We start from the raw sequence: 12,449 nt of genomic DNA on the forward strand, positions 1-12,449 counted from the left end.
TTTATGGAGCGAACGATGCAGAAGAGGCTGCCGGTCAGCGGGGACAGTTGGGTCACGGTCGATGTGTACGGGGAGCCGGATGCTCCGGGCCTCGTCGTCGTCCCGGGCGTGATGAGCGATGCGCACACGTGGCGTCATGTTGCGGGCGCCATCGATGCCTGGCCCTCAGTGGTAGTCGTGAACCGTCGGGGACGTGCTTCCTCGGGGCCGTTGACCAACTCGTACTCGCTGCTGACAGAGGTCGAGGACCTCGGCGTGGTCCTTGACGAGTTCGACAGCACGAGGGCGCTCTTCGGCTGGAGCTACGGCGGCTTGATCAGCTTGCTGGCCGCCAACGATCGCCCGATTCCCGAGGTAATCGCCTACGAGCCGGTGATGCAGCCATTCGGACGCCGTGCACTGCCGGACCTGAAGCACGCAGCGGAGACGGCGGACTGGGATCGCTGCGTCGAGATCGTCAATCGGCAGATCTCCGGCTTCTCCACTGCGCACGTCGAGGATCTTCAGGCCGATCAGCACGGTTGGGCGATATTGCGTCGCTTGAGCGCCCCGGTCTACGCCGAACTCGGCGCGCTCAACGCGGCGCCGCCTCCGGATGTGATGGCGCGACAGGCAGATCAAGTGGACCTGATCATCGGCCAGTGCAACCGCGGAACAGCCCCTTACGGAACGTCGTTCGACAACGTGCGGCAGCACGTCGGTCACGCCAGAGTCCACGAACTCCCCGGCCAGGGCCACCTGGCCCACATTCAAGCACCGGCAGAGCTTGGCCACCTGCTCAACAACCTCGCCGCCATCTGATGGACACCCATGCCAACGCGCCGCTCTCCATTGAGGGCCGCAGGCGACTCGTCGAGCGATGCAAGTCACGCCCGATCGCCCGCGTTGCCGCGGAGATGGGCATCTCCAGGACATGCGCCTCCAAGTGGGTCAACCGGTACCGTCGTCATGGTGAGCTCGGCCTGCACGACCGGTCCTCCACACCCCACCGCCAACCCACAGCCACACCGGGCGAGGTAGTGGAGCGGATCGAGCAGATGCGCCGAAACCACAAGTGGTCCGCAGGACGGATCGCCTTCGAACTCAGCCAAACTGCACACGCCGTGAGCCGGCGCACCGTCACCCGGCACCTCGCCCATCTCGGTCTGAGCAGACGCCGATTCATAGACCCCGACGGCCACACCACTCGGAAACCACGCACAATCACCGCTCGTCGGCCGGGACACATGGTGCACATCGACGTGAAGAAGGTCGGACGAATACCTGACGGCGGCGGATGGCGAGCCCACGGCCGAAACAGCGACCACTCCCGGGCAGTCAGCCGGAACAAGAAGAAGACCGGCCGTGGAGGGTACGTTTACCTGCACTCCGCGATCGACGAGCACACCCGCCTCGCCTACGCATCACCCGCATCGAACGGCTCGTCACCGACAATGATGCCTGCTACCCCGCCGACGCGTTCACCCGCGCCCTACTCGGCTTTCGGCACCAACGGATCCGACCGTACACGCCCCGGCACAACGGGAAAGTGGAACGGTACAACCGGATCCTGGCAGAAGAGTTCCTGTACACGCGTACCTGGACCTCCGAAACACAGCGCGCCCATGCACTGGCGGTGTGGAACATCCACTACAACTACCAACGACCCCACACCGCCCTCGACGGACAACCACCCGCAGCAACACTCGGGCTGACCGTCACCAATGTCATGGCCTCATACATCTAGGGGAGACCATGCATCACAAGATATTGGTCGTTGAGGACGATCACGTGCTGCTGGACGTGCTGCGCCCTGCGGCTGGCCACCGGCGACATCGCGGCGGTTGTCCTGGACATCGGGCTGCCCGACGCGGACGGCCGGGACGTGTGCCAGGCGCTGCGCGCCAACGGCTTCCTGGCCCCGGTTATCTTTCTGACCGCCCGGCAACAGCTCGCGGACCGGCTGTCGGGGTTCTCGGCAGGCGGTGACGACTACCTGCCCAAGCCCGTCCATCTGGCCGAACTCACCGCCCGGCTGCGTGCGTCCGTGAAGCGGGCTGCGCCGGCCGCGGCGATCGCGGCCGGGGACCTGATTCTGGACGCGGTCGGCCACCGCGTCACCGTGCACGGCACGGCCGTCGCCCTGTCCCCCACGGAGTTCCGGCTGCTGGCCACACTCGTGGCCGCGGGCCGGAACATCGTGCGGCGCCGCGAACTGACCGGGGCGGGCCGGCCGGAGGGTGCCCAGGTCAGTGACAACACGCTCGATCAGTACCTGACCCCGCTGCGGCGGAAGCTGCGTGAAGCCGGCAGCGCGCTGACCATCGGCACGGCGCGCGGGATCGGACACCGCCTTTCATGAAACGCGTAGTCCTCGATGAGCTTGAAGGAACAGCGGGCGGTCGAAGCCATTGAGACGCCGGCTTCGACCGCCCACGTGAGTCCGCGAACATGCCCGGGCTGCCACAGGCGGCCGCCTGCACTGTCCACGGCTCGCCGGCGTCTGCCGAGGCGGCACGGCTCTCGGCGTGGCCCGGCACACTCGACCCGCCGGCCGGATGAGTCGGCCGGGCGCTGGGGGGGTCTGTCAGCCCATGTCCGTCAGGAGGGCGTTCAGTTCCTTCTCCTGCTGCGCAGGCGGCATCGGCGGGTTCGAGTGATCGATGCCGAAGGTCCCCAGCACCTTGTCCATCTGGGCGTCGATGGAGGTCCAGCCGGTGTTGTCCAGCGGCTGCAGCGATGCCTGGTCGGCATCCCACAGGTCACGCAGCGACTGGGCGGCCGCGTGCGCTCCCTTCGCGTTCCCCGAGCGTGCGTCCTTGAGCGAGGTGGAGGCGAGGTTCTTCAACGCGGCGACCTTGGCGGGCGGGAACTTCTTCACCGCCTGGCCGGGAGCCATCTGGACGGCGGAGGTGTTGTCGGCCTCCGGCGCCGGGCCGACGTGCGGCTGGCTGTGGGCCCAGACCAGCAGGCCGGTGGTGGCAACGGCGAGCAGGCCGAAGCCGGCCAGCGCGACGCGCTCCTTGCGCGGGTCGCCGGTGGCGTCTGCGGCGTGGGCGGCGTGGGCGGCCTCGTAGGTCTCGGTCACGTCCGAGCGCGTCACCGTCAGGTAGACCACCGTCGCCAGGATCAGGCCGAGGAAGATCAGGCTGGTGGTGAAGGTGCCCAGGTCGAGACCGGTCGGGTCGCCCGGGTTCTGGGCGACCTTGGGGGAGGCGAGCCAGTCGCCGATGTTCGCGCCCAGCGGGCGGGTCAGGATGTAGGCGAGCCAGAAGGACAGAACCGGGTTCGCGCCGAACTTCCACAGCAGCGAGATCGCCGCGATGAGGCCGAGCGGCAGCAGCACCGAGGCGCCCGGGCTCCAGCCGGTCAGCTCCAGGGTCCAGTCACCGGTCGCGGTGCCGAGCGCGAAGGTGACGAGAACGGCGAGCCAGTAGAACGACTCACGCGGAAGCGTCGTGACCGAGTGGATCGAGAGGGTGCGCTCACGCAGCCACCACACGCCGAAGACCACGGCGAGCAGGACCGAGAACACGGCGGAACTGATCCACAGCGGCACATTCAGCTGGTCGGTGAGGATGTCGGTATACAGCGTGCCCGTGACGCTGACAACGACCACGGTCAGCCAGTAGGGGAACGGGACGTACCGCTTCAGCCGTAGCTGGACGGCCAGGACCACGACGAACACCGCGGTGAAGATCCAGGCCGTGTTCACCAGGCCGACGCCCAGCTTCATGTTGATCCAGTCGGCGAAGCTCTCACCGACGGTGGTGCACAGGATCTTGATCACCCAGAACCAGATGGTGACCTCGGGGACCTTGTTGAGCATGAGGCGCCCGCTGCGTGGGCGTGCTTCCGTTGTCGTTGTCATGCAGGGAGGTTTACGCGGGGAACCTGCAAGCAACCTGACTACGTGGTCGCACGCGCGGCCGGGAGTGTCACCTCGACGTGGCCGCGGCCGTCCGCGATCGCGCGGACCTCCACACCGGCCGAGGCGGCGATGCGCCGGACCACCGGCAGCCCCAGCCCGTACCCGCCGCCGCCGGTCACGCCCGCTTCGAAGACCCGGTCGACCTCAGCGGGATCGAACCCTGGGCCGTCGTCCAGGACGTCGACCACGATGGCCTCGCCCTGGTTGCGCGCGGTGATCCACACACGGGACTTCGCATGCCGCAGGCCGTTGTCCAGCAGGGGTGACAGCAGCGACACGGCGATGTCGGGCGCCACGGCCACCTCGACCTTTGCCGGGAAGGTGACCTCGACCGCGCGGCTGCCGATCGCCTGCCGGGCGGCGGAGCGCAGATCGCACCGGGTCCCGTCGTCCGTCCGTGCGCGCGCTGCGCGCAATATCGTCGTGATCGCCGCATCGAGGCGGTCGACCTCGCTCAGCACCGCCTCCGGCACCACCGGCTCGCCGGACAGCTGCGCCAGCTGTGCCTCGCCCCGCAGGACCGTGAGCGGTGTGCGCAGCTCGTGGGCGATCTCGTCGGTGAGCCGGCGCTCGTCCGCCAGCGCGTTGTCGACGCGCTCCAGGAGGCGGTCCAGGGTCTGTCCCAGTTCCCCGAACTCGTCGCGGGGGACTCCCAGGTTGAAGCGGCGCCCGGGCTCGTGGTGACCCCAGTCGTCGGCGAGGGCGGCCATCTCGTGCACGACCCGCAGCGCGCGGTGAACCACGAGGTGCGCGACACCGCCGGCGAGGAGGATCGTGAGGCCGCCCAGGATCAACGACAAGGTCAGGCTGCGCTGCTCGGATGTCTCGTAGGGCGTGAGGTCCACCCGGACGATCACCATGACGTGGTGGCCGTCGAGCGGAACCGGCCGCGCGTACAGGAGGTAATCATCGACCGACGCGGTCTGCGACCGCCCCGAGACCGCCAGCTCCTCGACGCGCCCAACCACACTCGCCGGCACGTCCCCGTCGATCAGACGGCCGTCGGCATACACCCAGGCGACCTCGTCCAACGCCTCGCTGCCGTTCTCCGTGAGCACGACACGGCCGCCCTTGGCGCTGACGTTCGCCGCGACCGCCTCGGCGCGCGTACGGGCCAGATCGTGCGCGTCGGCGTCCGTCACCCTGCTCAGCAGCACGTGCGAGACCACGACCAATATCGCGACCACAGCGGTGGCGATCAGCACAGTGAGCGCGACGACGCTTCTGCGGAATCCCGTCACTGCCATCGGTAGCCCACGCCCCGGACCGTCGCCAGACGCTCGGCCACACCCAACGGACCGAGCTTGGTCCGCAGCCGGCGCACATAGGAGTCGAGGGTGTTGTCGCTGACCTGCGCTCCGTGCGGCCAGCCGGCGGCGACGAGGGCGTGGCGGCGTACCGCGTCGCCCTGCGAGGCGATCAGGCGGCCCAGCAGCCGGAACTCGGTCGGGGTCAGGCTCATGCTGACCGAATCGTAGGTCACCACGTGCTTCGACGGATCGAGGACGACCTCGTGCGGTGCGGGCGCCACGATGGCCCGGCGCAGCAGCGCCCGGACGCGGACCAGCAGTTCCGGGATGTCGAAGGGTTTGGTCATGTAGTCGTCGGCGCCGGCCTCGAAGCCACCCACCTTGTGATGCAGGCCGTCCAAAGCAGTGAGCATCAACACCGGCACGTCGACGCCGCGAGCCCGCAGGGCCAGGCAGACATCGCGACCGTCGGCGTCCGGCAGCCCGAGATCCAGGACGACCAACTGGGGCACCGGTGCGAGCTGCCGCAGCAGGCTGTCGGCCGTGGCGGCGACGGAGACGGTGTGGCCGTCGTGCTCCAGGGCGCGCTTGAGGATGCCGCGGACCGCCGCGTCGTCTTCGCACACCATGATGAAAGCCACGTGCCGACCCTAGATACTCGCGTCCCAGTTCTCCACCTGCCCTGATCAACCGCTCGCCGGTCGGACACGAGCGGCCGAGCTGAGGCCGCGGGGCGCCGGACGTGGGAGGACCACAATGGGTCGCATGGACCCCGTGCAGGAGTACATCGACGCCATCGCGCCAGGTCACCGCCCGCTCTTCGACCGGGTGAGCGGGCTGATCCTGGAGGAATTCCCGCAGGCGAGCGTGGCGCTGTCGTACGGAATGCCCACCTACCGCGTCGAGAAGCGCAGGCTGCACATCGGTGTCTGGCAGCACGGCGTCTCGATCTACGGGTGGGGAACAGACCGCGATGGTGGCTTCAGCTCCCGCCATCCCACGCTCATCAGCGGAAAGGCCACCATTCGGCTGCGGTCCACGGACCTGGCGGCCGTCACCGACGATGAACTGCGCGCGCTCATCCGTGCCGCGCTGACGGCCTGACCGGGGGCCGATCTCCTGCCGGACCAGGTGCCATGGGCTCCTGAACGCCGGGCGCGAGGTACGGACTACTCGTACGCTGAGGCATGCGGACGTCACTCCTGACGCTCGGGTGGATTTCCGCATGCTCCGGCATAGGAGCGCAGCGGACTGAGACCCGGCGGCGTGAACGCCGAAGCCGTCCCGGCCGCCACGTGAACGACGCCGCTCAGGTCTCCAGCAGGCCCAGTTCACCGCCCTGCGCTACTTCGCCCTCGACGGCACCGACCATGCCAGCCACGAGGCCCAGGGCAGCATGATCCGCCGCCACATCATCTGGCGGAACAACAACGCCACCGACAAGCGCCTCAAAGCCCTCGTGAGCAGGGCCAACGCAGTCCAAGACCTGCCATCCCCCGATCATTCCTATAGTCCCCCCGCCACATGGCCAGTTTGTCCCACCTGTGACCAAGCAGGCAAAAAATCCTGTCGACCGGTTCCACGCATAGAGCCCGTATCAACGCGTTCACGAACGACTTGCCCAGGGCGTCATCAGCATCAAATACAACATGTCGGCTTCGGCTCACCACTGGGCTGACTTGTCATGTCAGGACCCGACACAGCTTCTGCGCGAAGTCCCGTATTGCACCGCGCACGGACGATCCTGAGCCGCGGGACGCAGCCTAGACAGGCGTGCATCGGAGCCGCCTTGGTCCGCGGTGGCCCGGGCGCGTCATCCGAGGTGGGCGTACGGGTCCAGACCCGCAAATTCGATCTTTGCTCCCTATTAGGTGGCCCACACCTTGCGATAGCCGGGGTACGTCAAGGACAAGCTGGCTGCCGGCGGCACCGCCAGGTAGGAGGCGTACACGCACCCGTCAGGGTGAGGGCAGCTGTCGACGCGCGTGTTGCAGTCCGCGGACCCGACCGGTGACGTGGTCGTGGCCGTGGTCGATGTGAACGCCGGGCAGTGATCCGCAGGCATGACAGACCTCACCGAGCTGCTCGACGAGCCGAACTCGAACCTGTGCGACCGCTGACGTTCCCAGTGGGGCTGGCCATTCACGCAGATACCCGGGACACCTCCCGGCCTGCTGGGTCACAGAGGGGGCACGCTCGACGTCCGTGAGGATCACCTGCCACGTGGCCTCCACGCTCTCGAACCACACCCTCGCCGCGTTCGTACTGCTGCCCGCGCAGGGTCGTGCCTGCCCGCAGGGACGTCCCTTCGGACACCCAGGTCGCACTCACCGTGTGGCGGACTCGGGTGCTGCAGGCCCTGCCGTCCGCGAGTGGTGTGGTCCGCTTGAGTGGAACCGTCAGTCGCCCCGAAGCAGGGCACCATCCCGACCGGCCACCGTCGGGTAGGCCGTACCGCACGAGCAGCGCAACCTAGACGCCCGCCGCACGACAGCACAGCCCACGTTCAGATGTTTCTGCAGGTCAACCCACCCGTCCGCGCGGCTTCAACGCCACGGGCGGCAGTTCCGGAGCCGGTAGCGGGGCGCCGTCGTACCCCTTCACCTCACCAAAACGCCGGCCTTCCATCCAGTCCCGACGCGCCTGCACGATCTCTTCCTGGGACCGCCCGATCCAGTTCCAGAACATGATGAGCTCCTCCTCGAAGGGCTCGCCTCCCAGGAGCATCAGGCCGGCGTCCGACTCGGCGCGCAGCGGGAGTTCGGTGCGGCCGCAGCCGAGGTAGAGCATGGAGCCCGGCAGCAGCGGCACACCGTCGACGTGGGCCTCGCCGGACATGGACAGCACGGCGTACTCGAAGTCCGGCTCCAGCGGAAGGCGTACGTCCGCGCCGCGGGCAAGGGCCAGGTCGGCGCCGATGATCGGGGTGTACGTCGTTCCGGGCGAGGTCGCGCCGTCGAGGTCGCCGAGGATCAGCGTGGCCCGTAGGCCGGGGGCGGTGACGACCGGGAGTTCGGCGTGGTGTTCGAAGCGCGGGGCCGTGTGGCGGTGGCTGTCCGGCAGGGCGACCCACAGCTGCGCGCCGTGCAGGAGGCGGGCGTGCGGCCGGGGGCTCTCCTCGGAGTGGCTGATGGCCCGGCCGGAGGTCATGAGCCCCAGTTCGCGGGGGCGGATCGTCTGCAGGCTGCCGGTGGAGTCGCGGTGCAGCACCTCGCCGTCGTGCAGCCAGCTCACCGTCTGCAGGCCCATGTGCGGGTGCGGCGGAACCTGCATGCCGGGCTCGTCGGCGATGTCGTCGGGGCCGTAGTGATCGACGAAGCACCAGGCACCGACCATGCGGCGGCCCAGGTTGGGCAGCAGGCGGCGGACTTCGGTCGACTCGCCGAGCTTGACGCGGCGAGGGCTGAGGAGTTCACGCACGGGCTCCGCCACCACGAATCCACGGCCGCCGCACAGGGCGGGAACCGCCTCGCGATCAAGATTGCTCATGGCGCCAACCTAGCCCTGCCGGGGGCGTCCCGTCAGTCCGTCACTCGGGCGTTCTCGCCCGCCCCCGAAGAAATAGTAGCCATGGCTATAGTAGCCATGTACTGTATCGGTCATGAGCAAGGGTTCCGAGAAGGCCACGCCCGGCTTCCTGGTGTGGCGTCTGTCGATGAAGTGGCGGGTGGCCGTCGACCGGGCGGTGGCCCCGCTCGGGCTCACCCACGCGCAGTACTCGCTGGTGGCCTCGCTGTACGGCATGCAGCGCGGCGGGGAGCGTCCCAGTCAGCGCCGCCTGGCCGATCAGACCGGGCTCGAACCGCTCTACGTGTCGAAACTGGCCCGCGCCCTGGAAGCGGCCGGCCTCCTCGATCGCACCCGGGACCCCAAGGACCCGCGCGCCGTACAGCTGACCCTCACCGAGCAGGGCCGCGAGGTCACCGGACGCGCCATCGAGGTCGTGGCGAAACTCCTTCAGCAGCTGCTGGAGCCGCTCGGCGGTCTCGACAGCCCGCGCGCGCGGGAGTTCACCCGCGACCTGGCGACCCTGCTCGACGCACCTCTTGATCCATTCAGACCTCTTGATCCATTCAGTGAGAACGAGACAGACGAGCACGAGACGGAGCAGTCATGACCACCACAGCACCCACCGTCAGCGGCCGCGTCATCGGCCTGGCCCACTACGCCGGCCGCGCCGTCCTGGAGCGGGTCCTGGCCCGCCGCGGCGCCACCTTCCAGCAGCAGATCACCCTCAGGCCGCTCGCCGCCGCCGAAGGGCCCGTCGAGCGCGAGGTCCTCGTCGGGCAGGTCGCCGGCGACCTCAAGGTCGACGCGGCAGTCGTGGAGGGCGTCATCGAGGAACTGATCGCCAAGGGGCTGGCGGCGGCCGAGACGTCCCGGGTCCGGATCACTGACGCCGGACGGGAGTTCCACACCGAAGTGAGCGCCGAGACCGGCGAGATCTCCGCCCGGATCTACGCCGGAATCCCGGCGGAGGATCTGGCCGCGGCCGGTCGCGTACTGGCCCTGGTGACCGAGCGGGCCGACAAGGAACTGGCCGCATTGCCGGCCTGAGGCCCCTGCCCCACACACTGGAATGTTCAACCATCCGTGGTGGTTGCAGTGGTCCGAAGGAGGTCACGAGTGGACACGACGTACTACGACCACGGAACACCGGCGGAGCGCTGGGAGCGCGCGCACCTGTTCTTCGACGCCAAGGACTACGCCGCCGCGGCGCGCGTGCTGGGCGGGCTGCTCGAGGAGGTGCCGGAGCAGACCGGACCGCGGCTGCTGCTGGCGCGGGCCTACTACCACTCGGCCCAACTGGGGCGTGCGGAGAGCGAGTTGCGGGTCATCGTCGAGCGCGACCCGGTGGAGCACTACGCCCGGCTGATGCTCGGCCGCACGCTCGAACGGCAGGGGCGGCAGGAGGAGGCAGAGTCGCACCTGCGGATCGCCTCGGCACTCGCGGGCGACTTCGAACAGGTCTGAGCAACGCTGTACGGCACTACGACCGGGGCCCGGTTCCACGAAGGAACCGGGCCCCGGCCGCGTCTCCGCCCTGCGCCGCCGCGCTACTTCACGGCCGGGCCCGGTGCGGGCGTGCGCCGCCCCTTCCGGTGGGCGATCTCACCGAGGAGGACGTCGACCACGACGAAGGCGGCCAGCGGAATGCCGAGCAGCGGCACGAAGTAACCGAGGACGGCGAGGACGGCGGCCGCCGGGACGAGGACCTGCGGGGGCACCTGCTGCCAGGCTCCGCGTGGGATCGGCCGGCCGAAGGCGGAGCCGCGGCCGCGCTGCCACCACATGCGGTAGCCCCAGACGATCAACAGGATCAGGGCGAGGGCAAGGAGCATCAGGGCGATCTGGTTGACCAGGCCGAACAGGACACCCGTGTGCAGGTCGATGCCCCACCGGGTCAGCTTGGCGAGCAACGGGTAGTCGGCGAAGCGCAGTTCGTCGGTGACCTTGCCGGTGGCCGGATCGACCGCGACCGAGTCCTGCTTCTCGGGCCAGCTGCGCTGCACCTGCTTGACGACGTACGCGGAGTTCGCGTCGGCGGGCGGCACAAGCTCCACCGGGTCGGTCAGGCCCTTGGCCCGGGCCGCCGCCAGCACCTTGTCGAGGCCGACGCCGTGCTCGGCACCGCCGGCTGACGCGGAGGTGCCGTGACCCGCGTGCTCGCCGCCCGCCGTCGCCGAGACCGACGGGGTGGCCTGGCCCAGCGAGGTGCGCAGCGTGTCGATGTTCGCCCCGGCGTAGGTCGACCAGGTCAGACCGGTCGCCGACAGGAAGATGAACCCGGCGGCGGCCCAGACGCCGACGGTGCCGTGCAGACCGAGCGTGCGGCGCCGCCCGCTGGTCCCGCGCACCTTGCGCAGGGCCCGGCGACGGGAGAACCACAGCACCAGACCGCCGCCCGCGATCACCCACAGCCAGCTTGCGGCGAAATCGCTGTAGAGCCGCCCGGTGTCGCCGAGGTGCAGATCACGGTGGAGTTCGTCGATCCAGGTACGCAGCGGCAACGCGCCCGTCGAGCCGTACTGTTCGAGGGCGCCGCGCACCTTGCCGGTGTACGGGTCGACAAAGACTGCGAGGGAGTGGTCCGGGTCGACGCCCTTGACTCCGGAGAGCAGCACCCTGGTGGTGGCGTCGGCCTCCGGGGAGGGCCGTACGGCCGAGACGGTGCCCTCGGGGTGGGCCTTGCGGGCGGCGGCCACCTGCTCGGAGACCGGGAGCTCGGTATCGCCCACCTTCGCGACGGTCATCTCCTGCGCATACACGAGCTTCTCGGCCTGGAACGCGCCGGCGTACAGAAAGCCCGTGACTGCGGCGACGAGCAGGAAGGGTGCGACGAGCACTCCGGCGTAGAAGTGCAGACGCAGCACCAGCGGGCGGAGCGGCGCCAGGCGACTGCGGGACGGCGCCGGTGCGGCGGCCGGTTGCGGGGCCTCGTCCTTGGTGGTCGAGGGAGCGGTGGACATCGGCGGCCTCTCCGGGGGGGCGGGGACGTGGTGTGGCGTAGCGGTCCAGTAGTCGGGGGCGGGGTACGACGAGTTCCCGGAGGCAGTAGTGGCGTGCGCCACACGTCGAGGTGTCTGTGGCCGAGGTCCATGGCATCCTGGCCCGATGGCAACTCCCCGTGATCACGCACCTCTTGCCGAGCAGGTCGAGGAACTCCTCGCCACCGACGGCCCGTTGCCCATCGTCGCGGCCGGCGACCCGGTGCTGAGGCGCGGCGCCGAGCGCTTCGACGGCCAGCTCGATTCCGCCCTGCTGGCCCGCTTCGTCGGGGCCCTGCGCGTCACCATGCACGAGGCACCGGGCGTGGGCCTGGCCGCACCGCAGGTCGGTGTGCCGCTACGGATCGCGGTGATCGAGGACCCGGCGCCGGTACCGGAGGAGGTACGGCTGGCTCGCGGCCGGGTGCCGCTGCCGTTCCGGGTGCTGGTCAATCCGACGTACGAGCCCGTCGGTGCGGATCGGGCCGCCTTCTTCGAGGGCTGTCTGAGCGTGCCGGGGTGGCAGGCGGTGGTGGCGCGGCACGCCGAGGTGCGGTTGAGGGGCGAGGACGAGCAGGGGCACCCGGTGGACGAGGTGTTCAGTGGCTGGCCGGCGCGGATCGTGCAGCACGAGACCGATCATCTGGACGGCGTTCTGTACCTCGACCGGGCGGAGCTGCGCTCGCTGTCCTCCAGCCAGGCGATGGCGGAGCGGTGGGCGCAGGCGACGCCGGAGGGGGCGGCGAAGGCTCTGGGGTTCGATCTGCCGTAACGGTTGTGAGGAACGTTTCTGCAGGTGTG

At 69.3% G+C, this 12,449-nt stretch carries 11 protein-coding genes and 3 pseudogenes; 9 read left to right on the top strand and 5 right to left on the bottom strand.

What is annotated here, in order from left to right; translation table 11 throughout:
• The first annotated feature begins 3 nt into the window (after positions 1-3).
• The 3 genes and pseudogenes from P2Q00_RS11665 to P2Q00_RS11675 all read left to right on the top strand — a co-directional run bounded on the left by P2Q00_RS11665 (position 4) and on the right by P2Q00_RS11675 (position 2,341).
• Positions 4-801: an alpha/beta fold hydrolase gene (locus P2Q00_RS11665; protein ID WP_275772115.1), complete on the top strand. Its 798-nt coding sequence runs from the start codon at positions 4-6 to the stop codon at positions 799-801.
• Positions 801-1,726, top strand: a pseudogene (locus tag P2Q00_RS11670) (integrase core domain-containing protein). Before P2Q00_RS11665 ends, P2Q00_RS11670 begins: the two are co-directional and overlap by 1 nt.
• Positions 1,727-1,734: 8 nt before the next feature.
• A pseudogene (locus P2Q00_RS11675) lies at positions 1,735-2,341 on the top strand (response regulator transcription factor).
• A 225-nt stretch (positions 2,342-2,566) separates the two neighbouring features.
• Here the strand turns inward: P2Q00_RS11675 and P2Q00_RS11680 are convergent.
• Genes P2Q00_RS11680 through P2Q00_RS11690 form a run of 3 tightly spaced genes read right to left on the bottom strand, consistent with a single transcriptional unit; the run spans position 2,567 to position 5,801 of the window.
• The gene (locus tag P2Q00_RS11680) at positions 2,567-3,850 is read right to left on the bottom strand and encodes a COG4705 family protein (RefSeq protein WP_275772116.1); all 1,284 of its coding nucleotides are present in this window, start codon (positions 3,848-3,850) and stop codon (positions 2,567-2,569) included.
• 38 nt (positions 3,851-3,888) lie between these two features.
• Entirely contained in the window at positions 3,889-5,157 is a 1,269-nt protein-coding gene (locus tag P2Q00_RS11685) for a sensor histidine kinase (protein ID WP_275772117.1), read from the bottom strand.
• On the bottom strand, positions 5,148-5,801 hold the full coding sequence (locus P2Q00_RS11690) for a response regulator transcription factor (protein WP_275772118.1): 654 nt from the start codon (positions 5,799-5,801) through the stop codon (positions 5,148-5,150). Before P2Q00_RS11690 ends, P2Q00_RS11685 begins: the two co-directional genes overlap by 10 nt.
• Before the next feature lie 124 nt (positions 5,802-5,925).
• Between P2Q00_RS11690 and P2Q00_RS11695 the strand changes: the two genes are divergently transcribed.
• Together P2Q00_RS11695 and P2Q00_RS50750 are read left to right on the top strand one after the other, a co-directional pair.
• Positions 5,926-6,264 carry a DUF1801 domain-containing protein gene (locus P2Q00_RS11695; RefSeq protein WP_275772119.1) on the top strand — a complete coding sequence of 113 codons (339 nt, stop codon included), beginning with the start codon at positions 5,926-5,928 and terminating at the stop codon, positions 6,262-6,264.
• Positions 6,265-6,481: 217 nt separating this feature from the next.
• A pseudogene (locus P2Q00_RS50750) lies at positions 6,482-6,634 on the top strand (IS630 family transposase); the annotation flags it as partial.
• A 1,049-nt stretch (positions 6,635-7,683) separates the two neighbouring features.
• On the opposite strand, the gene P2Q00_RS11700 reads toward P2Q00_RS50750, so the two are convergent.
• The gene (locus P2Q00_RS11700) at positions 7,684-8,649 is read right to left on the bottom strand and encodes a pirin family protein (protein ID WP_275772120.1); all 966 of its coding nucleotides are present in this window, start codon (positions 8,647-8,649) and stop codon (positions 7,684-7,686) included.
• A 112-nt stretch (positions 8,650-8,761) separates the two neighbouring features.
• On the opposite strand from P2Q00_RS11700, the gene P2Q00_RS11705 reads away from it, so the two are divergent.
• The 3 genes from P2Q00_RS11705 (at position 8,762) to P2Q00_RS11715 (ending at position 10,134) form a co-directional block, all read left to right on the top strand.
• Positions 8,762-9,277: a MarR family winged helix-turn-helix transcriptional regulator gene (locus tag P2Q00_RS11705; RefSeq protein WP_275772121.1), complete on the top strand. Its 516-nt coding sequence runs from the start codon at positions 8,762-8,764 to the stop codon at positions 9,275-9,277.
• Positions 9,274-9,717 carry a MarR family winged helix-turn-helix transcriptional regulator gene (locus P2Q00_RS11710; RefSeq protein ID WP_275772122.1) on the top strand — a complete coding sequence of 148 codons (444 nt, stop codon included), beginning with the start codon at positions 9,274-9,276 and terminating at the stop codon, positions 9,715-9,717. Before P2Q00_RS11705 ends, P2Q00_RS11710 begins: the two co-directional genes overlap by 4 nt.
• A 69-nt stretch (positions 9,718-9,786) precedes the next feature.
• Positions 9,787-10,134: a tetratricopeptide repeat protein gene (locus P2Q00_RS11715; protein WP_275772123.1), complete on the top strand. Its 348-nt coding sequence runs from the start codon at positions 9,787-9,789 to the stop codon at positions 10,132-10,134.
• Positions 10,135-10,217: 83 nt separating this feature from the next.
• Here P2Q00_RS11715 and P2Q00_RS11720 read toward each other — a convergent pair whose 3' ends face one another.
• Positions 10,218-11,630, bottom strand: coding sequence for a PepSY-associated TM helix domain-containing protein (locus P2Q00_RS11720; RefSeq protein WP_275772124.1), 1,413 nt, complete (start codon positions 11,628-11,630; stop codon positions 10,218-10,220).
• Between the two features lie 145 nt (positions 11,631-11,775).
• Here P2Q00_RS11720 and P2Q00_RS11725 point away from each other — a divergent pair, with 145 nt between their 5' ends.
• Positions 11,776-12,420 (top strand): peptide deformylase, encoded by a 645-nt coding sequence (locus P2Q00_RS11725; protein ID WP_275772126.1) that lies wholly within the window; start codon positions 11,776-11,778, stop codon positions 12,418-12,420.
• Positions 12,421-12,449: the final 29 nt, after the last annotated feature.

This window comes from Streptomyces coacervatus (assembly GCF_029223485.1).
Classification (GTDB): domain Bacteria; phylum Actinomycetota; class Actinomycetes; order Streptomycetales; family Streptomycetaceae; genus Streptomyces; species Streptomyces coacervatus.

Coding starts and splice junctions, on each gene's coding strand:
- P2Q00_RS11710 (WP_275772122.1), top strand. CDS start 9,274: ATGACCACCACAGCACCCACCGTCAGCGGCCGCGTCATCGGCCTGGCC.
- P2Q00_RS11685 (WP_275772117.1), bottom strand. CDS start 5,157: ATGGCAGTGACGGGATTCCGCAGAAGCGTCGTCGCGCTCACTGTGCTG.
- P2Q00_RS11700 (WP_275772120.1), bottom strand. CDS start 8,649: ATGAGCAATCTTGATCGCGAGGCGGTTCCCGCCCTGTGCGGCGGCCGT.
- P2Q00_RS11665 (WP_275772115.1), top strand. CDS start 4: ATGGAGCGAACGATGCAGAAGAGGCTGCCGGTCAGCGGGGACAGTTGG.
- P2Q00_RS11705 (WP_275772121.1), top strand. CDS start 8,762: ATGAGCAAGGGTTCCGAGAAGGCCACGCCCGGCTTCCTGGTGTGGCGT.
- P2Q00_RS11720 (WP_275772124.1), bottom strand. CDS start 11,630: ATGTCCACCGCTCCCTCGACCACCAAGGACGAGGCCCCGCAACCGGCC.
- P2Q00_RS11680 (WP_275772116.1), bottom strand. CDS start 3,850: ATGACAACGACAACGGAAGCACGCCCACGCAGCGGGCGCCTCATGCTC.
- P2Q00_RS11695 (WP_275772119.1), top strand. CDS start 5,926: ATGGACCCCGTGCAGGAGTACATCGACGCCATCGCGCCAGGTCACCGC.
- P2Q00_RS11725 (WP_275772126.1), top strand. CDS start 11,776: ATGGCAACTCCCCGTGATCACGCACCTCTTGCCGAGCAGGTCGAGGAA.